24 protein-coding genes are annotated in these 20,330 nt (G+C 60.7%); 7 read left to right on the top strand and 17 right to left on the bottom strand.

What is annotated here, in order from left to right; all coding sequences use genetic code 11:
- Positions 1-180 precede the first annotated feature (180 nt).
- On the top strand, positions 181-789 hold the full coding sequence (locus EM858_RS23910) for a LysE/ArgO family amino acid transporter (RefSeq protein WP_127758196.1): 609 nt from the start codon (positions 181-183) through the stop codon (positions 787-789).
- Here the strand turns inward: EM858_RS23910 and EM858_RS23905 are convergent.
- Positions 786-2,174: a M20 family metallopeptidase gene (locus EM858_RS23905; RefSeq protein WP_127758195.1), complete on the bottom strand. Its 1,389-nt coding sequence runs from the start codon at positions 2,172-2,174 to the stop codon at positions 786-788. The two genes, EM858_RS23910 and EM858_RS23905, sit on opposite strands and share 4 nt — an antisense overlap.
- Before the next feature lie 111 nt (positions 2,175-2,285).
- Here EM858_RS23905 and EM858_RS23900 point away from each other — a divergent pair, with 111 nt between their 5' ends.
- Positions 2,286-2,873 carry a DUF1214 domain-containing protein gene (locus EM858_RS23900; RefSeq protein ID WP_003522305.1) on the top strand — a complete coding sequence of 196 codons (588 nt, stop codon included), beginning with the start codon at positions 2,286-2,288 and terminating at the stop codon, positions 2,871-2,873.
- Complete coding sequence (locus tag EM858_RS23895; protein WP_035261158.1) at positions 2,866-3,414, top strand: membrane protein; 549 nt, start codon at positions 2,866-2,868, stop codon at positions 3,412-3,414. The genes EM858_RS23900 and EM858_RS23895 overlap by 8 nt, the downstream gene beginning before the upstream one ends.
- A gap of 19 nt (positions 3,415-3,433) precedes the next feature.
- On the opposite strand, the gene EM858_RS23890 is transcribed toward EM858_RS23895, so the two are convergent.
- Positions 3,434-3,622: a hypothetical protein gene (locus EM858_RS23890; protein WP_035261156.1), complete on the bottom strand. Its 189-nt coding sequence runs from the start codon at positions 3,620-3,622 to the stop codon at positions 3,434-3,436.
- Between the two features lie 561 nt (positions 3,623-4,183).
- On the opposite strand from EM858_RS23890, the gene EM858_RS23885 reads away from it, so the two are divergent.
- Positions 4,184-5,119 carry a DUF2336 domain-containing protein gene (locus EM858_RS23885; RefSeq protein WP_210305463.1) on the top strand — a complete coding sequence of 312 codons (936 nt, stop codon included), beginning with the start codon at positions 4,184-4,186 and terminating at the stop codon, positions 5,117-5,119.
- 56 nt (positions 5,120-5,175) lie between these two features.
- Here the strand turns inward: EM858_RS23885 and EM858_RS23880 are convergent, their stop codons facing one another.
- The 3 genes from EM858_RS23880 to EM858_RS23865 all read right to left on the bottom strand — a co-directional run bounded on the left by EM858_RS23880 (position 5,176) and on the right by EM858_RS23865 (position 8,194).
- Positions 5,176-5,529, bottom strand: coding sequence for a DUF1491 family protein (locus EM858_RS23880; protein ID WP_059753859.1), 354 nt, complete (start codon positions 5,527-5,529; stop codon positions 5,176-5,178).
- 261 nt (positions 5,530-5,790) lie between these two features.
- A complete protein-coding gene (locus tag EM858_RS23870; protein ID WP_164865546.1) occupies positions 5,791-6,690 on the bottom strand; it encodes a peptidoglycan-binding domain-containing protein in 900 nt (299 codons plus the stop codon).
- Positions 6,662-8,194, bottom strand: a complete 1,533-nt coding sequence (locus EM858_RS23865) for a PAS domain-containing sensor histidine kinase (RefSeq protein WP_127758193.1) — start codon at positions 8,192-8,194, stop codon at positions 6,662-6,664. The genes EM858_RS23870 and EM858_RS23865 overlap by 29 nt, the downstream gene beginning before the upstream one ends.
- Positions 8,195-8,683: 489 nt before the next feature.
- On the opposite strand from EM858_RS23865, the gene EM858_RS23860 reads away from it, so the two are divergent.
- Both EM858_RS23860 and EM858_RS23855 read left to right on the top strand, forming a co-directional pair.
- Positions 8,684-9,109, top strand: coding sequence for a DUF5330 domain-containing protein (locus tag EM858_RS23860; RefSeq protein ID WP_127758192.1), 426 nt, complete (start codon positions 8,684-8,686; stop codon positions 9,107-9,109).
- Between the two features lie 182 nt (positions 9,110-9,291).
- Positions 9,292-9,708 (top strand): SufE family protein, encoded by a 417-nt coding sequence (locus EM858_RS23855; protein WP_080817400.1) that lies wholly within the window; start codon positions 9,292-9,294, stop codon positions 9,706-9,708.
- 3 nt (positions 9,709-9,711) lie between these two features.
- Here the strand turns inward: EM858_RS23855 and EM858_RS23850 are convergent, their stop codons facing one another.
- From EM858_RS23850 to EM858_RS23805, 10 genes are all read right to left on the bottom strand, one after another.
- Positions 9,712-10,539 (bottom strand): DUF6456 domain-containing protein, encoded by an 828-nt coding sequence (locus EM858_RS23850; protein ID WP_127758191.1) that lies wholly within the window; start codon positions 10,537-10,539, stop codon positions 9,712-9,714.
- Positions 10,532-10,954, bottom strand: coding sequence for a helix-turn-helix domain-containing protein (locus EM858_RS23845; RefSeq protein WP_127758190.1), 423 nt, complete (start codon positions 10,952-10,954; stop codon positions 10,532-10,534). The genes EM858_RS23850 and EM858_RS23845 overlap by 8 nt, the downstream gene beginning before the upstream one ends.
- Before the next feature lie 392 nt (positions 10,955-11,346).
- A complete protein-coding gene (ros, locus tag EM858_RS23840; protein ID WP_003509257.1) occupies positions 11,347-11,775 on the bottom strand; it encodes a MucR family transcriptional regulator Ros in 429 nt (142 codons plus the stop codon).
- Positions 11,776-12,208: 433 nt separating this feature from the next.
- Positions 12,209-12,541 (bottom strand): monovalent cation/H(+) antiporter subunit G, encoded by a 333-nt coding sequence (gene mnhG / locus EM858_RS23835; protein ID WP_059753870.1) that lies wholly within the window; start codon positions 12,539-12,541, stop codon positions 12,209-12,211.
- Complete coding sequence (locus EM858_RS23830) at positions 12,541-12,924, bottom strand: cation:proton antiporter (RefSeq protein ID WP_127758189.1); 384 nt, start codon at positions 12,922-12,924, stop codon at positions 12,541-12,543. Before EM858_RS23830 ends, mnhG begins: the two co-directional genes overlap by 1 nt.
- A complete protein-coding gene (locus EM858_RS23825; protein ID WP_003522293.1) occupies positions 12,921-13,400 on the bottom strand; it encodes a Na+/H+ antiporter subunit E in 480 nt (159 codons plus the stop codon). Before EM858_RS23825 ends, EM858_RS23830 begins: the two co-directional genes overlap by 4 nt.
- Positions 13,397-14,974: a Na+/H+ antiporter subunit D gene (locus tag EM858_RS23820; protein WP_127758188.1), complete on the bottom strand. Its 1,578-nt coding sequence runs from the start codon at positions 14,972-14,974 to the stop codon at positions 13,397-13,399. The genes EM858_RS23825 and EM858_RS23820 overlap by 4 nt, the downstream gene beginning before the upstream one ends.
- A gap of 19 nt (positions 14,975-14,993) precedes the next feature.
- Positions 14,994-15,371, bottom strand: a complete 378-nt coding sequence (locus EM858_RS23815; RefSeq protein WP_003512021.1) for a Na+/H+ antiporter subunit C — start codon at positions 15,369-15,371, stop codon at positions 14,994-14,996.
- On the bottom strand, positions 15,371-15,790 hold the full coding sequence (locus EM858_RS23810; RefSeq protein ID WP_127758187.1) for a Na+/H+ antiporter subunit B: 420 nt from the start codon (positions 15,788-15,790) through the stop codon (positions 15,371-15,373). The genes EM858_RS23815 and EM858_RS23810 overlap by 1 nt, the downstream gene beginning before the upstream one ends.
- Positions 15,787-18,156 carry a putative monovalent cation/H+ antiporter subunit A gene (locus EM858_RS23805; RefSeq protein WP_127758186.1) on the bottom strand — a complete coding sequence of 790 codons (2,370 nt, stop codon included), beginning with the start codon at positions 18,154-18,156 and terminating at the stop codon, positions 15,787-15,789. The genes EM858_RS23810 and EM858_RS23805 overlap by 4 nt, the downstream gene beginning before the upstream one ends.
- Positions 18,157-18,357: 201 nt before the next feature.
- Here EM858_RS23805 and msrB point away from each other — a divergent pair, with 201 nt between their 5' ends.
- Positions 18,358-18,765, top strand: a complete 408-nt coding sequence (msrB, locus tag EM858_RS23800; protein WP_080817406.1) for a peptide-methionine (R)-S-oxide reductase MsrB — start codon at positions 18,358-18,360, stop codon at positions 18,763-18,765.
- 212 nt (positions 18,766-18,977) lie between these two features.
- On the opposite strand, the gene EM858_RS23795 is transcribed toward msrB, so the two are convergent.
- A complete protein-coding gene (locus tag EM858_RS23795; protein WP_127758185.1) occupies positions 18,978-19,475 on the bottom strand; it encodes a GNAT family N-acetyltransferase in 498 nt (165 codons plus the stop codon).
- A gap of 116 nt (positions 19,476-19,591) precedes the next feature.
- Entirely contained in the window at positions 19,592-20,260 is a 669-nt protein-coding gene (locus EM858_RS23790; RefSeq protein WP_080817408.1) for a hemolysin III family protein, read from the bottom strand.
- Between the last annotated feature and the right edge of the window lie 70 nt (positions 20,261-20,330).

Here is a 20,330-nt window from a genome sequence, read left to right as displayed (position 1 = left end):
AGGTGAGGAAAGCGCTCATGATATCCGTCCGTGGAATAGCGTTACGGTACATTAGCTCAGCTTATCTGGATTGAGTTTATTTAACTGGATTAAACTATCTGGCGGAAATATCCAAGCACTCGGTCCGGAAGCAACGCCTTCGGCCATTCCACAGTGGACAGAGGCAGGGCCGCGACGCGCATGGACATCCAGATCTTCTTCACCGGCCTGACAATGGGCCTCAGCCTCATCGTCGCCATCGGCGCGCAGAACGCCTTCGTTCTGAAGCAGGGGCTGGCGCGCTCGCATGTGTTTGCCGTCTGCGCCACCTGCGCCATTGCCGATGCGCTGCTGATCACCGTCGGGGTTTTCGGTTTTCAGCGGATCAGCGCCATCATGCCGGCGCTCGATCCCATCATGCGTTATGCGGGGGCCGCCTTCCTCATCTGGTATGGCGCCAAAAGCCTGCATTCGGCGCTGCGCTCCTCCGAGGCGCTTTCGGTGGCGGAGCGGCAGGAGGCGAGCCTGTGGCAGACGCTGGCCATCTGCCTTGCGCTGACCTTTCTCAATCCGCATGTCTATCTCGATACCGTCGTGCTGCTCGGCACCATTTCCACGCAGTTTCCCGGCTTCGAAAAAACCTTTGCGGCGGGCGCGGCCACCGGCTCGCTGGTGTTCTTCTTTTCACTGGGTTACGGCGCGCGCTGGCTGCGGCCGATCTTCGAAAAACCCTCCGCCTGGCGCATTCTCGAAGGCGTCATCGCCGTCACCATGTGGGCCATCGCCTTCAAGCTCATCATGGGCGCCTAAAGCGGTGGCGTATCCCGCTCTCCGATATCCCAATAGAGCCCGGCCATAAGGGTAAGCGCCTCGCGGGCGATCTCCTTCGGCAAATGTTCGTTCGGCGCATGCTGCGAGCAGCCGGGATAGGAATGCGGCACCCAGATGGTGCGCAGTTTGAGGATATCGGCAAAGATATCGTTGGGCAGCGAACCGCCGAGATTGGGCAGAAGCGCCGGTTTTCTGCCCGTTGTGCGAGCAATGGAGCGCAGCGTGAAATCCACCCATGGATCCTGCGGATCGAGCCGGGTGGCGCGGAAAATCTCGTCGCCGGCAGGCGCGATTTCCACCATGGCGAAACCCTGCCGGTCGAGGTGACGCCGCACGGCGGGCAGAACCGCTTGCGGATCGATACCGACGACGAAGCGCAATTGCAGCCGCGCCCATGCCCGTGGCGGAATGGCGTTGACCGGCGCACGCGGATTGCCGGTCTCGAAAGCCAGCACTTCCAGCGCACACCAGCCGAAAACCCGCTCGGCGGTGGAAAGGCCGGGCTCGCCCCAGTCCGGATCGATCTTCGGGCCGTCCGGCCCGCCATCGATTTCACAATCGGCAAGGGCCTCACGCACCGCTTTCGGCAATTCCTCCGGCACCAGTTCCGGCACGCGGATCTGGCCGGTCGGGCCGACGAGACTTGCGACGGCATGGGTCAGCTGCACGCCGGGATTGGAGAGCGCCCCGCCCCAATTGCCGGAATGATGGCCGCCCTCACGCGCCTCGATCACCAGATCGAAGGTGATGCCGCCGCGCGCGCCGAGAAAAACCGTCGGCCGTTCCGCATTCAGGCGCGGGCCGTCGGAAGCGATCAGAAGATCGGCTTTCAGCCGCTCGCCATGGTTCCGGCAAATCTCCCTCAGGCCGGGGGAGCCCCTCTCCTCGCCCATCTCGATCAGATATTTGGCGTTGAAACCAAGCCTGCCGCGTGTCTCGAGCACGGCTTTCAGCGCCGCCATATTGACCGAATGCTGCCCCTTATTGTCGGCGGTGCCGCGCCCATACCACCTGCCATTGCGCTCAGACATCACAAAGGGCGAAAGGCCCTCGGCCCAACCCTCGTCCTGACCGCGCACCACATCCCCGTGGCCGTATCCCAGCACAGTCGGCAGCGCGTCGCCTTCGAAACGCTCGGCGATCAGAAACGGCAAATCCGCCGTCGGATCACGCAGGATGGTGCAGGAAAAACCCATGGCGGCGAAAGCGGGCAGCATTTCCTGTTCCAGATAAAGCGTCAGCTCCTCGCCCTGCTCCTCATTCTGGCTTTCGGTCCGTCGCAAAACGCGTCGCGACAAATCCCGCTCGAAGCTGCCATCGTCGAAACAGGCGGCGGCACGGTCGATTGCGGATTGTCGCGACATGATGGAATATCCCCGGTTGTGATCATTTTCACGGAGAGTAAACAAGCCGCGCCATTTTCCAAACAGGGAATCAGTGATAGTCCTCGACCTGTTCATAAACGGGAAAACAGCGTGTTCCGAGTTCCATTCCTTGTCGGCATCGCCCTTCTGATCGCCTTTGGCGGCGGCATTGCCGCGACGCTGGCAGCCCTTGAGGCGACATCCGGCTTTGGATCGATCCGCATCGGCTCCTGGGATGCCTTTCCCGAAGCGCAGACGATCGAGGCCGATCCTTACGCCAAATCGCACCGCGCCGACGCCGGCAAGCTGCTTTACGGAACCGCGGAAGGGCTGGCTTTTACCGCCTCCGTCGACAGCGATGGACAACGCCTGAGCGGCGAATGCCGCTACCGGCTGGCCGGCGCCGTGCCGCCCGCACGTTTCTGGACAATCTACACCGCCGACCAGCAGGGCAATGTGCTGGCGGAGGATGCGGGGCGGCCCTTCGCGCTGAATTCCCGCACGCTTTTGCGCAGCGCCGATGGCGGCATCGATATCACCATCGCCGCTGACGCCCAGACCTATAACTGGCTGTCGGTGCCGCAGGGCCAGACCTTCAGGCTGGTCATGACCCTGCTCGACACGCCCGTCGCGGGCAGTTCCGGCCTGATCGATATCTCCATGCCGCAAATTCGCAAGCTGGGGTGTGGCAATGCTTAGGGTCCTGCTCGCCATCCTCACCGGTCTCGTCGGCGCAGCCGTGCTGCATGTCATCATTCTTCTGGCGATACCGCATTTCAGCAATCGCGACGCCTATACGCGCGCGGTGGCGGAAGGAAAGCCGCATCAGTTTCATCTGCTCGAAGAGACGACGGAGAAAAAGACGCTCGGCAGCGGCGATCCCTTCATGCGGGTCGCGGTCTGCACCTTCGATATCGAGGACAAGCCGGTCAGGCTCACCGCCATCGGGGCCGTGCCCTTCTGGTCGGTCGCGGTTTACGACAAGGCCTCGAATGAGGTGTTCAGCATGAATGACCGCACATCCGCCGGCGGGGTGATGGATATTCTGGTGGCGGATGCGGTGCAGATCGCCGCCATCCGCAAGGCGCAGCCACCCGCGCTTTCGCAAGCCATTCTGGCGGAATCGGATCAGACGGAAGGGTATGTGGTGTTGCGGACCATGGTGCCGCAGCCGAGTTTCGGCGAAGAGGCGGAACGGTTCCTGAACGAGGCTAAATGCCAGCCGACGGCGTGGAAATAACGTCGGTTATTCTCTTTAGTCAGGATTTGAGGGCGGTTTCCGCTGCGGATTTGCCCTTGCGCGCGACTTTGCCGGTCGGCTCGGTATCGCGTTTTTCATAGCGCACGCCGGTAAACAGCACGACTTTCGCCGGGCCGATCACCGTTGCCACCGCGCCAGCAGGGCGCAGGCTTCGTCGGGCGTCGCCGATTGGAATAATCTCTGCCATGCTCATCTCCTCTTCGGGACATGATTGTCAATGTTGCCCATGGGAACCGCGCAAGCCTCGTCTTGCGTCGGGAATTTCATCACCATCACATTGCGCATAGGCCAGTCCACAGACTGGTTTTCGCACGATCCAAAAATCCAAAGCGATTCTTATAAGGGGATCGTGCGCAGATTCAGGCTTCGCATGCCATTTTTGCATTTATTCCGTCGATAAGAATAACATGGAATCCTAATACTGCCCATGAAATTACAAACAGACAGAGGTTAATGATCCGTTAACCTTAATTGCCGGACCCCAACTTATTCCGGCCGAAGCCGCACCCCTTGAAAACAAAGGCGATGCGGTAAAGTTCCACGGCATTTTATCCGTCATCAAGGTTTTAAAATTTCCTTGTTGATAGAGGCGGATTCTCTCTTGCCACCCCCCATAGTTAACAGGACGTCAACGCATTTGCTCTAATTTGAGCCGATATTGTGTTTGCGTTTGTTGGGTAGTGCGTTGACCGACCGGTTTCGAGAACTTGAGAGGCCAAGAGCCGTGAGGAAGAAAGATGTGGTGCTGATGGCCACCGTGACGAATTTCGAGAATGTCTCCCATCCGTCAAAAACGGACCTCCGGCAGTTCGCCGAACTTTTCATGCCGCTTTTCAACGCCTCCACCGACGAAGCCAAGCGGGAGGCCATTGCCGCTCTCTCCCAGCATCCGAGCGTGCCTTCGGCTGTCGCTTTCTTCATCGCCTGCCAGCCGCTTTCGCTTGCAGCGCCCTTCCTCATTTCCTCCAAATGCCTCGATGACGACACGCTGATCACCATTGCCCGCACGCAAGGGGCGGCGCATGCGCGCGCCATCGTGCGCCGCGAAGACCTCTCCCCCACCGTCATCGACGCGCTTGTCGGGCTGCGTCACGCCGAAGATCTGAAGCGGCCGGATGAAGAGACGGCGGCTGCCGAACCGCAGGCGGCGGAAAGCCCTGAAGAGCCGAAAGCGGAAGTAAAGACGGACAACATCGCCGCCGCTTCCGCGCTCGAAGAGGAAATGCGCCAGCGCATCAAGCAGATGGCGCATCACCTCAACCGCCCGGAAAGCGACGTTCTCGGCCTTCGCCGGTTGAGCGAGGTGCAGGAAGCGCTGCTGGTGCGTTTCGCCCGCGAGCGCAATGCCCGGCAATTCGCGGTCGCGCTGGCGGATTCGCTGTCGTCGAGCTACTGGCTGTCGGAGCGCATCATGCTCGATATATCCGGCGCGCAGCTGGCAACGACGCTGACCGGCCTTGGCATGGAATTCTCCGAGGCGGCTTTCGTGCTGCAATGCTTCTATCCGCATCTTTCCGCCGCCGAAGGCGATATGAGCCGTGCCGAAGCCCTGCTCGACCGTCTCGACATCGTGGAATGCGAAGAGCGGCTGGAAAGCTGGCGGCGGGCCGACAGCTATACGCATGGTCGCGAACGGCCGGACCGCAGCGCACCGGCTGCGCAGAGAACCGGGACGCAAGGGTAAGTGCGGCCGGTCTTGCACCTTCACGGATTGAAGAAGCGGGCCATTGCCGGACGATTCTAGGCCTTGGGCTGATCCACCAGCGTCAGCAGAGTCCCGATCTCATCGGTTTCGATCTCCACCACCCACAGGTCGCTGTCGAAGCGTCGTTCCCTCTCAAGAAGGGCGGCGCTTTCCTCGCCATCGGCACCGGCAAGGCGCGTTTCGAAACGGCGCTCGGCGCGGATGTCCTCGTCATCGGCAAAGCTCTGCGGCGCGGGTCCATAGAGATTTTCGCGGCCATCGCGCAGGCGCTGGCGAATGAAAATCGCCCCCGCCTCCTCCGCCCCCTTCTTTTCGACAGCCGCAAATCCGCCGGCGGCGAAGACGCGGCGGATGAGGGCTGAGACGAACATTTCGGATTTGAGGCGCATGGGGTGCTTTCGAATGGAAATGGGGGGGGCTTCTCAATGTTTATTTTGGGCGGGCGAAGGTGCGTGGGGCTTTACCCCCCTCTGCCCTGCCGGGCATCTCCCCCTCAAGGGGGGAGATCGGCAGGAGGCGCTACCACCACTTCACTCGCAAATGTTGAGATGGGCAAGACTTATCCGCGAGTCGATCTCCCCCCTTGAGGGGGAGATGCCCGGCAGGGCAGAGGGGGGTAAAGCCCCACGCACCTCAGCCGCTGTCAAAATCTAAAGCGCCCCGATCGACTTCAGCTTCTTCAGCACGGCCTCGCTCGGCTCACCGGTTTCCGGCAGGCGATAGTGTTTCTCAAAGGCGCGGATGGCGTTGCGGGTCTGCTGGCCGGCCACGCCGTCCACCTTCACGTCCGCATAGGCGATATTGATCAGCCCCTGCTGGATCTTGGCGATCAAATCGCGGCTTGCCGGTTTGACAGCACTGTTGAGGGAGGCCGGTTCGGCCTTCGGGCGCGGCGCCTCCGCCTTGCGGATGGCGGCTGCGACCGGGTCGATCTCGACGCCGCCGCTGGTATCGGCAGGCCGGTCCCTGGGGATTGCCGCAACCGTCGCACCATCGATCCTGAGCGCCGCCAGCACGCGGGTCGTCGGCTCGCCGGTCTGTTCCATGCCGAGCGTTTCTTCGAAGAACATGATGGCGGCGGCGGTGCGTGGGCCCATGCGGCCATCCGCCTCGCCTTCGTAAAGCCCGCGCTTCTTCAGTTCGGCCTGAATATCGGCAACGATCTGCTGCGGTTTCTGGCTTTCGGCAACGGGTTGCACCGGCGTTTCGGCCGCCGGCTGCTGCGCGTTTTGTGGCTCCGCCGGTCGTTCTATGCGGAAGGTGGTGACATTGCCCTGCGTGCCGAGCGGCTCGGCCGGGCGATAACCGGCAATGCCGTTCGGGTTTTCCGCATCGCGCGTGCGCAGGAAGGGCGACGGGTGCACGCCCGGCTGATACCAGAGCGCATTGGCGGCGACAAAACCGAAGACGACCGCGAAGGCGCCGCAGCTGCCGACCAGTTTCGGATGGCGCAGGATTTCGCGCCCGATGGCCGAAACCACCAAGGAAACAATCCCGGCGCCAATCTGGGCCGTTGTTTTCTTAGGCGATTTTCGCTTTCGCGGGGCCATCGTCACCATCCTTTTTCATCATTGCAGCCATATCGCCGAGCTGCCGGATGCGCGGCGGAAATTCCACCATGCTTTCGGCTTCGGCGCTTTGGCCCTCACCCGCCATGCCGGAACCGTCGGCAGGCAGGGTGATCGTTACGACCGTTCCCTCGCCGGGCTTGCTGGCGATGGCGAAAGTGCCGCCATGCAGTGCCACAAGCCCCTTGACCAGGGACAATCCCAGACCCGTGCCCTCATAGCGACGGGTATATTCATTCTGAACCTGCATGAAAGGCTGGCCCAGGAGCTCGATCTTGTCGGAAGCGATGCCGATGCCGGTATCGCTCACCGTCAGCTTCAACATCGCGCCCTCACGCGCGGCGTCGATCGACACCACACCACCGGCATCGGTGAATTTTATGGCGTTGCCGGCAAGATTGATGAGAACCTGCCGGATAGCGCGCTGATCGGCCGAGATTTCGCCGATACCGCGCTGGATGCGGCTGGTTAAAGTCAGGCCTTTTTCCTTCGCCTGCAGGCCGAGCATGGCCTCGCAGGACGAGATGGTCTCGGCAATGGGGAAGCTTTCCATCATCAGCTCGTAACGGCCGGCTTCCAGCTTGCTCATGTCAAGCATGGTGTTGACGACAGAGAGAAGATGCGCGCCGGACTGGCGGATCAGGCCGACATATTCCCGCTGGCGGTCGTTCTCCAGCCGGCCGAAATATTCGCCGGCGAGAATATCGGAAAATCCGAGGACGGCATTGAGCGGCGTGCGCAACTCGTGGCTGACGGCGGCGAGAAAGCGCGATTTCGCATCATTGGCCGATTCCGCCTCGGCCGCCTTGCGGGCAACATCGCGGCGCAGGCGTTCCATCTCGGTGATATCGGAAAGCTGGGCGACGATACGGCGCAGCCGGCCACTGGCGCTGCGGATCGCCGTCATCTCGATACGCGCATGCACGAACTGCGCCTGACGCGACTTTGCACCGGTCTCGAAGCGTAGTTCGGCGGTTGCCCTGTCCTCGCCCTGCCGCAGCAGGTCGAAAGCCTGCATCAGTTCGATACGGTCCGAGACATAGACATATTCAACGAGGGAATGACCCTTGCTGGCCTGCAGATCGGCGGGGAAGGTCGCAAAATCGCGGCCGGAGACGTGTTCGACGAAGCCGGTTTCACCGATCATGAGCACAAGGCCCGGCACCTGCGAAGCGGCGATCAGGTCGTTATCGCCAGACGCGGCGGAAAAGGAGGAGGCACCGCGCGCGGGACGCGAAAAGGCAATCAGCAATGCTGCGGCGGCCAGAAACAGCGCCAGCACCAGGGCAGCGCCGATGGGCAGCGCAATGGCGGGGCTGAAGACGAGGCTGAAGAGGGCTGGTACCACCAGAAGTCCGACCGTGCTGAAGGCGATCAGCCGGCGCAGGCGCGCAACGGTTCCGGCGCGCCTTTCGGCGTCCTCTTCCATGCGCGCAAGCCATCTGCCTGCGGCATGGTCGACCAATGCGACCGCTTTTTCTCTCATATTACGCAATACCAACACCGAATCCCTGAGGCGGTTCTAACGGCTCCGACAATAGAAGGCGGCGGCTTAAGGAATGGATAAAAAGAATGGCCTCAAAGGCCCCTCAAATGCCTCGCAGTCCCATTACGGGGCATTTCTTCGAAGCTTTGGCCAATCATGGTTAATGACGGGTAAGCGACGGATTTCGCTTCATTTTTGCCATCGCGTTAACTTTTGTGGCAAGGCTTTGCGCCGCTTTGCCCCGGAACGCGCGGCCTCTGTCGCAATTATGCTTAACATGGACTGTTAAAATGCGAATGAATTGGTGGCAGGCGTCCCGATACGAGGAGAATAGATACAATTTGAATTAAATTGCGCCGCTTTTTGCAATCGGCTGTTCGCCGGTCGCGTGTAGCTTCTTCACAAGCCCGAAAAACGGGACAAAGGCCGATGACCCGAAACCGGGCGGGGCTTTAGAAAACAAAGATCATCTGGCAGGGTAGTCTGACAATGTGGTTTCTGATCAAGGGAACATTCTGGTTTTCGCTGGTGCTGGTGGCGCTGTCCTATTTCGGCAGCAGCAACGATCCGGCCAAGGAACCTTCGGCCTTCGATATTCCCAGCGCCGTTTCGGCCGCCGGGGAAGCCTATCGTTATGTCAGCGCCATCTGCATTGAAAAGCCCGATGTCTGCGTCAAGGGCGCGGAAACCTTCCATGCGCTCGGTGAGCGGGCAAAGGAAGGCGCAAAGGTGGCTTATGAACTGCTGGACAAGCAGCTTGCTTCCGGTGACAAGCCCGCCCCCGCCGCTGAACTTGCGGCCGAGACCGAAAAACTGGCCGAAACCCCGGTCGTCAGCGTCGAATTTCCGAAGGATGCCGACATGCTGAAGACCGGCACCGTCATTCCCCTGCCGCAAAAGCGCCCGGCCCCCTGATCTATGCCGGCCACCGCGCCGCACTTTTTTGCGAGCGGAGATTTCCGCCCGCCGACTGACTGCCAAACTTGCCCACGGAAACCTGCTTTCCGTGGGCTTTTTCATGGCCCATGGTTCAAAACCGGCCGGACTTCGCCTATATCCTAGCAAAGACCCGCAATAATGGATGATACGGCGCGCAAATGGCATCTCTCGAAACGATCCTTGACGATTTCGCCTTCCTCGATGACTGGGAGGACCGCTATCGTTATGTCATCGAACTCGGCAAGGCGCTGCCCGATCTGCCGGAAGACAAGCGCACGGCCGAGAACAAGGTGCATGGCTGCGCAAGCCAGGTCTGGCTCGTCAGCCATAGCGATGGTGCGGAAGACCCTCTCCTGACCTTCGAAGGCGATTCGGATGCACATATCGTGCGCGGCCTCGTCGCCATTGTGCTCGCCGTCTATTCCGGCAAGAGAGCCTCCGAAATCGCCGGTCTCGACGCCATCGAGGTATTCGACAGGATCGGGCTGGTGGAACATCTGTCTTCGCAGCGCGCCAACGGCCTGCGCTCCATGATCAAGCGCATCCGCGAGGAAGCCCGGCTGCTGGCCGCCTGACCTTCACCTCGTCATCGACGGGCGATAATCTGCGTCGCCCCAATGGTGTTCCTTCCTGCCGGCGCGGGCCGCAGGCGGCGCATAATGGCGGGCAAGCGCCAGCAGTGCGGCGCGCAGCAGCAGTTTTGCCGACCGCGCCGGCCATTGCCTTTCCCGCTCCACCGTCTCCAGCCCCTTTTCGAAGCAGCAGATATCGATGGCGACGCCCGACAGTTCGGGCCCCATCGCATCGGCCGCGCGGGAAAACCGCGTTCTTGCGGCCATTGCCGCCTCGGTAAGATCGAGCGCGCCTCCCGCCTCCCCTTTTGTGCGGTTCGCTATTCTCGGCTCCCATGTCGCCGTTACCTTCGGGTTGAGATGGCCGCGATGAAAATCGGCGGCGAGGCGCTCGCCCGCCTCCAGAGCATCCGCCGGGAAAAACGCCGCACCGTCCCGTTCCTTCAGCCTTGCAAGGCTGGTCAGGGGAGAGGTGTTAAGATTGCGCCGGGCCTGCTGCTTCGCATCGCCGACATCCACAATAACCGTCTGCATATGCCGGTGCTGCTCCTGAAAAACCTCGTCCCGGTCTTTTGCCATTGCGCGTTTCAGGCAGGAGGCGAGCGGCGGTGCGGCGGAAAGGGTGTTGTCCCGCTGCTCGACCAGCCCGGAGGAAATGGCAAACCGCACCGTCGCTGCCGGAAACCGCAGCGCCGTGTGGCCAGCCCGCGCCCGGCGCAGGACGATATCGCCGCCCTCCTGCGACATCTCGGCCGCGCCCGCGGCGATGCAGCGCAGCAGCCGCAGGAGATGAGGGTTCGGGGAGGCAACCGGGGCGCTTTTTTCCTCACTCATCCCGGGCGCCTTTCATCGCGTTGAGGATACTGCCGGTGAGCCGCTCGAGCGCGGCGACGAACTCATCGAATGCCGGTTCGTCACGCCGGTCCTCCACCACCTGGCAGGCATGGCCAACCGTCGTCCTGTCCCGGCCGAAACACGGCCCGATATCCGACATGGGAATGCCGAGCTGCACATGGCACACATACATGGCGATCTGGCGGATGTGGCATTCCATGCGCCGGCTGTCGCGGCGCACCAGCGTTCGGTCGCCCGTCAATTGCACCATCTCGCCGGTGAGCTGCCGTACCAGACGGCAAAGACGGGAAATCTCATCCCGCCCGGCCGCAGATGGCCAATGACGAAAAGGACGATCACCGACCCGCGCACAAGGCCGCGCGGTGGCAGGCAGAAACACAGTATCCGACGGCATATGCAACTCCTCTACGAATAGGAATTAATTCATGCACCTGAGAGCAATCGTGGGGAAGCGCAAATTTGACAGGGAAGATTATGCGATTGATACGGCTTTATTTTTGCAGAATTGATGTATGCGATAAAGGATTTTTTTCCTCAATCGAAATTTTGCGCGACATAAAAAGTCGGTTGAGGGAACGGCCCCCGGGTCTGGTGCGATGCAGTTCTCGATCGCGAAAGACCCCTCTCACCGCGCAGACGCGCCATAGCTGGATGCCGGATATGGTCCGGCAGGACGGAGGTGAGACCTTCGAACCCCAGAAACGAAATCGGCCGGTCAAAGGACCGGCCGTATTGCCTTGCGACTTCCGGCTATCTGTCAGGACAGCAGCCGGACCGTCTTTAAAATCAACGGCTGGCCTTGCGGCGCTGACCGAGACCCATTTCCTTGGCGAGCCGCGAGCGGGCTTCGGCATAGGCGGGCGCAACCATCGGATAGTCGACCGGCAGGTCCCATTTTTCGCGATATTCTTCCGGCGTCATGCTGTGATGCGTCGTGAGATGCCGCTTGAGCGACTTGAACGAGCCGCCACATTCCAAACAGACGATGTGGTCATCCTGAACCGACTTGCGGACGGAGACGGCAGGCTTCTGCTTTTCTACATTGACCGCCACCGATGCCGGTGCCGATGTTCCGCTGAGTGCCGTGTGAACATCCGAAATAAGGCCGGGAAGCTCAGTTACCGGAACGACGTGGTTGCTAACATAGGCAGCCACAATATCCGCAGTCAGTTCGACCAGCAGATCCTGGGCGTTACCGTATGCAGTTTCCGTCATTTAAGTATCTCCTGTTTATTGATCCCCTGACGCGGGCGAACGCCGCATCGAGCGATGTGAAGTTACCCGGTGCCCCACCTTCGCCTTGTTGAAACCAACATGAAACCTACCCCTAGATTTCGAGCGAAAACCGGAAACGAATTGGTCCGAGATTCAACTTATGGCCCGCGACATGGGCAGCAATGGTCCGATGGGCCATAGATTAGACATTAATAAAATGCCTATGCCGACTATGAAGAGGCTAGATGCAAATCGCGATTAGCAACTTTACACTTAATTTGGATAACAGCAAAACAGCAAAAGTCAAATTCCTATTGTGAATTTTTCAGTTCAAAACAGTCTAATCGGAATACAAAAAATTACGGGTAATAAAATACTATGCCAAGTAGTAATTGAAAATGAATACCCCCAATTATTAGGGGGATTTTCAACTTCAAATTTTCTTGATGTCATCAACTACCGATTTAACGGCAAGCGGATAACCTGCCTTGTGAGCGGCCATGGCAAGAAGATGTGCCGAGACCGGCGCGGTAAGGACAAAGAAGAAGAAACCGGCGAGCGCCCGCGCCAGCGTCGATATTTCCATGGAATGAATGCCGACAGCCAGAAGCAGCAGGCCGGACCCTACCGTTCCCGCCTTGGAAGCCGCATGCATGCGGGTATAGACATCCGGCAGCCGATTGAGGCCGATTGCCGCGATCAGCGAGAAAATGGCGCCTGAGATCAACAGCGCCGCAACCAGAATAGCCACGATCCAAGCCATCATCACCTGCCCTTTCCTTTTCTGTTGGCGACACCTTTTTCCATATTTTTTTCAATGGCTTCAGATGCCCTTTCGCCATCGAGAACCGCCGCTGGCCTGCGCCGGCCGTCCGGGCCGCGCGACAGCACGAAGCGGGCGAAGGCCACCGTTGCCAGAAAACCGACCAGCCCGAGCGCAATCGCAATATCGACGTAAAGATTGAAGCCGGTGCGGATGGCGATGACTGCGATAAAGCCGATGGCGATGCCCACCAGCATGTCGAGCGCAACGATACGGTCCGGCAAGGTGGGGCCGACGACGACACGATATACTGTCAGCAAAAAGGCGGCCGACAGAACAACCGATGCAAGTATAGTTGCAAATGAAACTATTTGTTCCGGCGTCATATCTGAAACGCCTCCATGATCTTTCTTTCAAAGCCGTTACGGATGTCGTTTTTCGTGGCCTCGATATCGCTGCAATCGATCGCGTGCACGTAAAGCGTTTTCCTGTCCGCCGAAACATCGACCGAGAGCGTGCCGGGCGTGAGCGTGATGAGATTGGCAAGCAGCGTGATCTCGAAATCCGTCGTCACCGTCAGCGGATAGGCGAAAATGCCGGGCTGCACGTCGAGCTTCGGCCGCGTCACCAGCACGGCGACCTTCCATGCGGAAAGCGCCAGCTCCTTGAAGAACAGCAGCACCAGCGACAGCACGCGGACAAGCCTGAGCCAGTGGTTACGCCCGCCGGGAAGCTGGTGGCGGATGATGCCGAGCGCCAGCGTCGAAACGACAAGGGCGAAAATGATGTTCGCGAGCGTGACGCTGCCCGTCACGGCGAGCCATACGGCAACGAAAAGCAATTGTACGAGATAGAGGCTCATGGTTTGCCCCCTTCGGTAAAGACCGACTGGATATAGGCCTGCGGATTAGCGAGGCCTGCGGCCGCCTGCTGGCTGAGATTGAGCAGGCTTTCCGGAAACAGGCCGAAGAACACCACCAGCAACGTCAGCCCCACCAGCGGCGCGAAAGACGGCGCTGCCGAGGGCGACGCCTGCGGCAGCGAAGGCTGACCGGGGGATGCCGCAACGGGACGCCAGAAACACAAAAGGAAGATCCGCCCGAAAGCGATGGTGGCGATGAAGCCGGAGGCGAGAATGGCGCCAGCCAGCCACCAGGCGCCGATATCGATCGCCGACTTGACCAGCACCGCCTTCGGCCAGAAGCCGGAAAAGGGCGGCAGGCCGGAACCGGCGAAAAACAGCGCCAGCGCCAGCGCCGAAAACCACGGAGCCTGCTGGTAAAGGCCTCTGAGCGAGGTGAGGCTGAAACCGCCGCCGAGGCGGGCGGCATGGCCGGCGGCGAGATAAAGCGCCGTCATCAGCACCATGGAATGCAGCGCGTAGAAAATGGCGCCAGTGACACCCGACGGCGTGCCGATGGCGATGCCGGCCATCATGTAGCCGATACCCGATATGACGATATAGCCGAGCATGCGGCGGATATCGTTCTGGGCGAGCGCGCCCATGGCCCCGAGCACCATCGTCAAGGCCGCCGAGATGGCGATGACGATGCTGAGTTCTTCCCGCTCGACCGGAAACAGCATGACCATGACGCGCAGCAGCGAATAGATGCCGACCTTGGTGAGCAAGCCGCCGAACAGGGCGGAAACGACAATGCGCGGCGTGTGATAGGAAGCGGGCAGCCAGAAGTTCACCGGGAAGGCCGCGGCCTTCATGGCGAAGGCGAGCGCGAACAGGCTCGCAAGCGTCATCAGCGGCGCCGAGCCGCGCAGCCCGGTCGCCTTCTGGGCGAGATCGGCCATGTTGAGCGTGCCGAAGATGGCGTAGAGATAACCGACCGTTATCAGGAACAGCGTCGTGCCGATGAGGTTCAGAACGGCGTATTTCAGCGCGCCGTCGATCTGCTCGCGCGTCGAGCCGAGCACGATCAGGCCGAAGGACGAGATCAGCAGCACCTCGAACCAGACATAGAGGTTGAAGATGTCGCCGGTCAGGAAAGCGCCGGTGACACCGGCCATCAAGAGCATCAGGAAGGGATAAAAACCGTAGCGCCTGCCGCTGGCGTCGATATCCGCGCCGGCATGGATGGCGCCCGCCAGTGCGACGATGGCCGCGGCAAGCGACAGCAGCGCGCCCGTCAGATCGGCGGTAAAGGCAATGCCGAAGGGCGGCAGCCAGCGGCCCATGACCATGGTGAAGGGGCCATGAGTTGCGACCTTCCACAAAAGCGCGGTATCGAGCAGCACCAGCAGGAACAGCGTCGCGATGGCGACGGCCGCGTGGTGACGGATGGCATGGCGCATCATCATCAGCACCGCGCCTGCGCCAATGCAGAGCGCGATGGGGAGAATGATCAGCCAGTCGGTGAGCGGCACGGGCGTCGTGACGAGCGCTGCGGAAAGATCGGTGACTGCGGAAGTGGTGGAGGATGCCATGGTGTCTCAGCCTCGCCGCTCAATAACCGAGCGGCGGCAAGGGCTCGCCTGCGGGTTCTGCGGTGCGCATTTCGTCCGTATCGTCGGTCTGCAGTTCCTGAAACGCACGCCAGGTCAGCACCAGAAGGAAACAGAAGAAGGAAAAGGAAATGACGATGGCCGTGAGGATGAGCGCCTGCGGCAGCGGATTGGCCGCACCGGCGGGCAGCGCATCCATGCCGGGCGGAATGATCGGCGGCACTTCGCGCGTCAGCCTGCCCGCCGTGAACAGCAGAAGGTTCACCGCATTGCCGAGAATGGCGATGCCGAGCAGCATGCGGATGCTGTGGCGCGACAGCATGAGATAGATCGCCACCGAAAAGAAGATGCCGACGAGAATGGAGAAGACCGCTTCCATCAGTCGCTTTCCCTTTCTTCCAGCGCCAGCGCAATGGAGGTGATGGCGCCGACCACGACGAGATAGACACCGATATCGAAGGACATGACGGTGGAGAGCGGTATTTCGACACCGAACAGGTTCGGATAGACCCAGAGCCCGGTCATGAAGGGCACGCCGGCGGCGATGGAAACGAGGCCGGAGAGCATGGACAGCAGCAGCCCCGCCCCCGCAATCGACAGCGGATGAAACATGATGGCGCGCCTGACTGCGGTAACGCCATAAGCGATGCCATAGATCGCCAGCGCCGAGACGGCGATCAGGCCGCCGATGAAGCCGCCGCCCGGCTCGTTATGGCCGCGCAGCAGCACGAAGATGGAAAACAGCACCATGAGGCTGGTGACAACAGGGGCGACGGTGCGCAGAATGAGCGTGTTCATGCCCGCGCTCCTTTTTTCTTCGCGGTTTTGGCCGATCCCTTGATGGCAGCAGCCGGGCGGATGCGGATCAGCGCGAGAATGGCAAGACCCGTTATCATCACGACAGCGATTTCACCGAGCGTATCCGTGCCGCGGAAGTCGACGATGATGACGTTGACCACATTGGCGCCGTGGGCGATGACCTTGGAATAGGTGTTGTAGAAATCCGTCAGGCGGTTGTCGAAGCTCGCCTGCGTCGCGCGCATCAGGAACAAAGCGAAGCCGGTTCCGCAGGCAATGGCGATGGTGCTGTCCAGCAGCTTCTGGCCAAGGCCGCGATGGTCTGACGGCGACAGACGAAGCCGCGTCATCACCAGCGTTAGAATGACCACCGACAGCGTCTCGACCATGAATTGCGTGAAGGACAGATCGGGCGCGCCGAAGAGCAGGAAGATGACCGCCACCGCAAAGCCCTGAATGCCGAGCGCGATGATGGCGGTGAGTCGGCTCGACGCCGTCAACACTGCGATGAGCCCCGCCACGGCAATGGCGATGAAAGTCAGCTCATGGACCGGCATATCGCGCGGCCATGACGGCATGGACGGCAATTCGCCATAAAGGAACAGCGGCACAAGCAGCACGGCGGCGACGACGGCGAAGGTGGCGGTGACGTAAAATTCCAGCCTGCCCGGCTGAATGAGCCGGGTGATGTGGAACGAGACTTTCACCAGCATTTCGATGAAGACGTCAAAGCCCCTGTCCGGCCCTGCCCCCAGCGCCTTGAAGGTGCGGTCGATCAGTCCACGGACGACGGAAAGCTGCGTATAAAGGACGATGCCGAGCGCGATGGTGAACAGCGACAGGCCGAGCGGCACGCCGATATGGGGAATGAGCGAGATTTCCACCGGTCGCGCCTCGCCGGCAATGGCGCTTGCCATGGGTGTCGAGACATAGAAATGCGCGATGCCGGAGAACAGAGCAATCGTCAGCCCCTTCAGCGCCAGAAGCGCCGGGCCGAGCCAGAGCAGCAGCGGACCTTCATGCGCGTGTTTCGGGGTCTTCACCGGCTTGCCGAGGAAGGGTTTCAGCGCTACCGCAAAGGCGACGGCGAACATCAGCCCGTTGCCGAGAATGGCGATGCCGGTGAATAGCACGGCACGCGGATTGCCATGCGCCAGCGCGTAATAAATCTCTTCCTTGGCGAGAAAACCGAAGAAAGGCGGCAGGCCCGCCATGGAAATCGCAGCCGCCAGCGCCGCCGCAAAAGTGATCGGCATGGCTTTTCGCAGGCCGCCGAGCTTCGTCACGTCGCGGGTGCCGGTCTCATGGTCGATAATGCCGGCGACCATGAACAGCGCGCCCTTGAACAGCGAATGCGCCACCAGATAAAGCACCGCCGCCTCGATGGCATGGTCGGAGCCGAAACCCGTCAGCATGACCAGCAGGCCGAGCGACGACACCGTCGTATAGGCGAGCATCAGCTTGAGATCGGTCTGGCGCACGGCCAGCAGCGCGCCGGTGAGCATGGTCAGCTCACCGAAGAAGGGCAGCAGGATCTGCCAGGCGGCGGTATCGCCGAGAACCGGGTTGAGGCGCATCAGCAGATAGACGCCGGCCTTCACCATGGTTGCCGAATGCAGATAGGCGGAGACCGGCGTTGGCGCTTCCATGGCGTTGGGCAGCCAGAAATGGAAGGGAAACTGCGCCGATTTGGTGAAGGCGCCGCCGAGAACCAGAAGCAGCGCGGCCAGATAAAACGGGCTGTCGCGCAAGACATCGCCGCCGCGCACCAGCATCGACAGTTGCGTCATGCCGCTGATATCCCAGATGAAAATCAGCCCGGCGAGAAGCAGCAAACCGCCGCCACCCGTCACCACCAGCGCCTGCAGCGCAGCGCGGCGCGAGGCGGCGCGCTCATGGTCGAAGCCGATCAGCAGGAAGGACGTGATGGAGGTGAGTTCCCAGAAAACGAACAGCATCAGCAGGCTGTCGGAAACCACGACGCCCAGCATCGCGCCCATGAAGAGCAGCAGGAAGGACAGGAACCGGCCCTGTTGCGGGTGGCCTTTCATATAACCGCCCGCATAAAGCACGATCAGCAGGCCGATGCCGGTGATCAGCAGCGCAAAGGTCAGCGACAGGCCGTCGATGAACCAGGAGAAGCTGAGATTGAAGCTCGGCACCCAGGCATAACCGCCGGTCACCACCCCGCCTGCCGCGATATCCGGCAGCATCAATGCAAAATGCGCAAAAGCGAGAGCAGGCGCAATCGCCAGGACCCACGCCGCATTGTGACCGAACCTTTTAACCAGAACGGGTGCGGCAAGCGCTGCCAGGAACGGCAGAAGCAGCGACAGGAATGTCAACGGCGTGACATCTGATGTCATTCACATCTCCCGGGATGTCCCCCACCCCTGCGCGCCAATGAATGGCGTTCTTTAAAATCGATTTTTCCAGTTAAGGCATAGACAAAGCCATCTCAACCCAAATCGACACTCCCGACCCATAACGAACGCGTTATGAGGCGTCGCCCCTTTCAATCCGCGGCGGCGATGACTATTTGAGGCGGGAACAGAAAGGATCATTCCATGAGCGATCTGACATCCCCCAAAGTCAACAAGACCGATGCCGAATGGCGTGAGCAGCTGACGCCGGAGCAATATCGCATCCTGCGCGAACACGGCACCGAGCGCGCCTTCACCGGGCCCTATTGGGATACATTCCAGAAAGGCCTCTATCGCTGTGCGGCCTGCGACGAGCCGCTGTTCCTCTCCGATACGAAATTCGATGCCGGCTGCGGATGGCCGAGCTATTTCGAGCCGGTAAAACCGGGCGCCGTGACGGAACATCGCGACGCCAGCTACGGCATGGTGCGCACGGAAATCCGCTGCGCCAATTGCGGCGGCCATCTCGGCCACGTCTTCCCCGACGGCCCGAAGCCCACCGGCCTGCGTTATTGCATCAACGGCCATTCGATGGTGTTCGAGCCGGTTTGATTGGGCAATGGGTAACGCCCATACGGCAAGCGACGTCGGTTTGTGGACGTCCACCCCAAACACTCAGCGTCATCCTCGGGCTTGTCCCGAGGATCTGCGACCGATTGATTTAACTCGACGTGGTTAGATCCTTGGGACAAGCCCAAGGATGACGGAGGAGAGGTTGAACGTCCCACGCCGGGGCCGCTTTCTCTTGGCAACCCGCCCGGGAATTAGTTCAGCTTCAGCTCCATGCAGGTCAAATCCAGCCAGCGGCCGAACTTGGTGCCGACTTCCGAAAACCGACCGACGACCCTGAAGCCAAGGCTTTCATGCAGCCGGATGGAGGCGGTGTTTTCCGCCTCGATGGCGGCGATCAGCACATGCACGTCGTTGCCCAAGGCATGATCGATCAACGCCTGCATCAGCTTCTTGCCGATGCCGTGGCCGCGCGCATCCTTATGCACATAGACCGAATGTTCGCGGGTGTGGCGATAACCGTCGAAAGCGCGCCAGTCGCCATAGGAAGCATAACCTGCGACCTTGCCTTCAAGGATTGCGACGATGACCGGAAAGCCGCGTGACTTGCGGGCGGCGAACCATTCCTTGCGGTTTTCAAGATCGACCAGCACGTCGTTCCAGATCGCGGTCGTGTTCAGCACCGCATCATTGTAAATCTCCATGATGCCGGAGAGATCGTCCACGGTGGCGTCGCGCAGTTGCACGCTCATTGTCGTTCACCCTTTTTCCTGCTTGCAGCGGCGGTATTTTCGGCCGCCATCTGCACGAGGATTAGGCGATGATGCGAATGGCTGTCCAGTACCCATGCGCCATCGGAGCGCATTCTTCAGGATGCCAGCGGCACGAGGCTGAAGGAGGTGACCACGGCGAAATAATGAACGGCGGCGGCGGCGACCACGAAAGCGTGCCAGATGGCATTCTGGAAGCGCAGCTTTTCCCAGACATGGAAGATGACGCCGAGCGAATAGATGACGCCGCCGGCGACGATCAGCCAGAGCGTGACGGGGGCGAGATGCGACGACAGCGGCCCGACCACCATGACGCCGCTCCAGCCCATGGCGAGATAAAGGCCGATGGCAACCCGGTCGTAACGGCCGGGGAACAGGCATTTGAGCAGGATGCCGCACAGCGCCGCAAGCCAGATCAGCCCCAGCATGGCCGCAATCAGCGGATCGTGGATGCCGCGCATCAGAAAGGGCGTGTAGGTGGCGGCGATGAGGATGAAGATCGCCGAATGATCCAGCCGGCGCAGGAACCATTTTACGTTCGAGTGCGGCCAGATATTGTAAGTGAAAGACACGGAAAGACAGGCGACGAGGCCGAGACCGTAAATCCACGCGGCGGCGATCGCGCTGAGCGTCCCCCAAACCATCGCGTAAAAGATCAGCGCCGTGGCGCCGATAAGGGCAAACACGATGCCGACACCGTGGACGATGCCATCGGCGACAATTTCGTGAAAATCATACTGGCGCCCGAACCGCCATAAATCGCTCATAGTCCAATCCCGTCTGCGTGCTTTCCTCAAAGCATGGAGACAATATTAGACAGGAACAAGACAGCGCCCG

Origin of the sequence: Agrobacterium sp. CNPSo 2736 (genome assembly GCF_004005385.1) — a bacterium.
Classification (GTDB): domain Bacteria; phylum Pseudomonadota; class Alphaproteobacteria; order Rhizobiales; family Rhizobiaceae; genus Agrobacterium; species Agrobacterium leguminum.
Note: the sequence above shows the minus strand (reverse complement) of the source record. Positions and strands in the feature narration are given on the sequence as shown.

What these genes read in the sequence shown, in the direction of transcription:
- EM858_RS23910 (WP_127758196.1), top strand. Translation starts at nt 181, where the DNA reads ATGGACATCCAGATCTTCTTCACCGGCCTGACAATGGGCCTCAGCCTC.
- EM858_RS23905 (WP_127758195.1), bottom strand. Translation starts at nt 2,174, where the DNA reads ATGTCGCGACAATCCGCAATCGACCGTGCCGCCGCCTGTTTCGACGAT.
- EM858_RS23895 (WP_035261158.1), top strand. Translation starts at nt 2,866, where the DNA reads ATGCTTAGGGTCCTGCTCGCCATCCTCACCGGTCTCGTCGGCGCAGCC.
- EM858_RS23890 (WP_035261156.1), bottom strand. Translation starts at nt 3,622, where the DNA reads ATGGCAGAGATTATTCCAATCGGCGACGCCCGACGAAGCCTGCGCCCT.
- EM858_RS23885 (WP_210305463.1), top strand. Translation starts at nt 4,184, where the DNA reads ATGGCCACCGTGACGAATTTCGAGAATGTCTCCCATCCGTCAAAAACG.
- EM858_RS23880 (WP_059753859.1), bottom strand. Translation starts at nt 5,529, where the DNA reads ATGCGCCTCAAATCCGAAATGTTCGTCTCAGCCCTCATCCGCCGCGTC.
- EM858_RS23870 (WP_164865546.1), bottom strand. Translation starts at nt 6,690, where the DNA reads ATGGCCCCGCGAAAGCGAAAATCGCCTAAGAAAACAACGGCCCAGATT.
- EM858_RS23865 (WP_127758193.1), bottom strand. Translation starts at nt 8,194, where the DNA reads ATGAGAGAAAAAGCGGTCGCATTGGTCGACCATGCCGCAGGCAGATGG.
- EM858_RS23860 (WP_127758192.1), top strand. Translation starts at nt 8,684, where the DNA reads ATGTGGTTTCTGATCAAGGGAACATTCTGGTTTTCGCTGGTGCTGGTG.
- EM858_RS23855 (WP_080817400.1), top strand. Translation starts at nt 9,292, where the DNA reads ATGGCATCTCTCGAAACGATCCTTGACGATTTCGCCTTCCTCGATGAC.
- EM858_RS23850 (WP_127758191.1), bottom strand. Translation starts at nt 10,539, where the DNA reads ATGAGTGAGGAAAAAAGCGCCCCGGTTGCCTCCCCGAACCCTCATCTC.
- EM858_RS23845 (WP_127758190.1), bottom strand. Translation starts at nt 10,954, where the DNA reads ATGCCGTCGGATACTGTGTTTCTGCCTGCCACCGCGCGGCCTTGTGCG.
- ros (WP_003509257.1), bottom strand. Translation starts at nt 11,775, where the DNA reads ATGACGGAAACTGCATACGGTAACGCCCAGGATCTGCTGGTCGAACTG.
- mnhG (WP_059753870.1), bottom strand. Translation starts at nt 12,541, where the DNA reads ATGATGGCTTGGATCGTGGCTATTCTGGTTGCGGCGCTGTTGATCTCA.
- EM858_RS23830 (WP_127758189.1), bottom strand. Translation starts at nt 12,924, where the DNA reads ATGACGCCGGAACAAATAGTTTCATTTGCAACTATACTTGCATCGGTT.
- EM858_RS23825 (WP_003522293.1), bottom strand. Translation starts at nt 13,400, where the DNA reads ATGAGCCTCTATCTCGTACAATTGCTTTTCGTTGCCGTATGGCTCGCC.
- EM858_RS23820 (WP_127758188.1), bottom strand. Translation starts at nt 14,974, where the DNA reads ATGGCATCCTCCACCACTTCCGCAGTCACCGATCTTTCCGCAGCGCTC.
- EM858_RS23815 (WP_003512021.1), bottom strand. Translation starts at nt 15,371, where the DNA reads ATGGAAGCGGTCTTCTCCATTCTCGTCGGCATCTTCTTTTCGGTGGCG.
- EM858_RS23810 (WP_127758187.1), bottom strand. Translation starts at nt 15,790, where the DNA reads ATGAACACGCTCATTCTGCGCACCGTCGCCCCTGTTGTCACCAGCCTC.
- EM858_RS23805 (WP_127758186.1), bottom strand. Translation starts at nt 18,156, where the DNA reads ATGACATCAGATGTCACGCCGTTGACATTCCTGTCGCTGCTTCTGCCG.
- msrB (WP_080817406.1), top strand. Translation starts at nt 18,358, where the DNA reads ATGAGCGATCTGACATCCCCCAAAGTCAACAAGACCGATGCCGAATGG.
- EM858_RS23795 (WP_127758185.1), bottom strand. Translation starts at nt 19,475, where the DNA reads ATGAGCGTGCAACTGCGCGACGCCACCGTGGACGATCTCTCCGGCATC.
- EM858_RS23790 (WP_080817408.1), bottom strand. Translation starts at nt 20,260, where the DNA reads ATGAGCGATTTATGGCGGTTCGGGCGCCAGTATGATTTTCACGAAATT.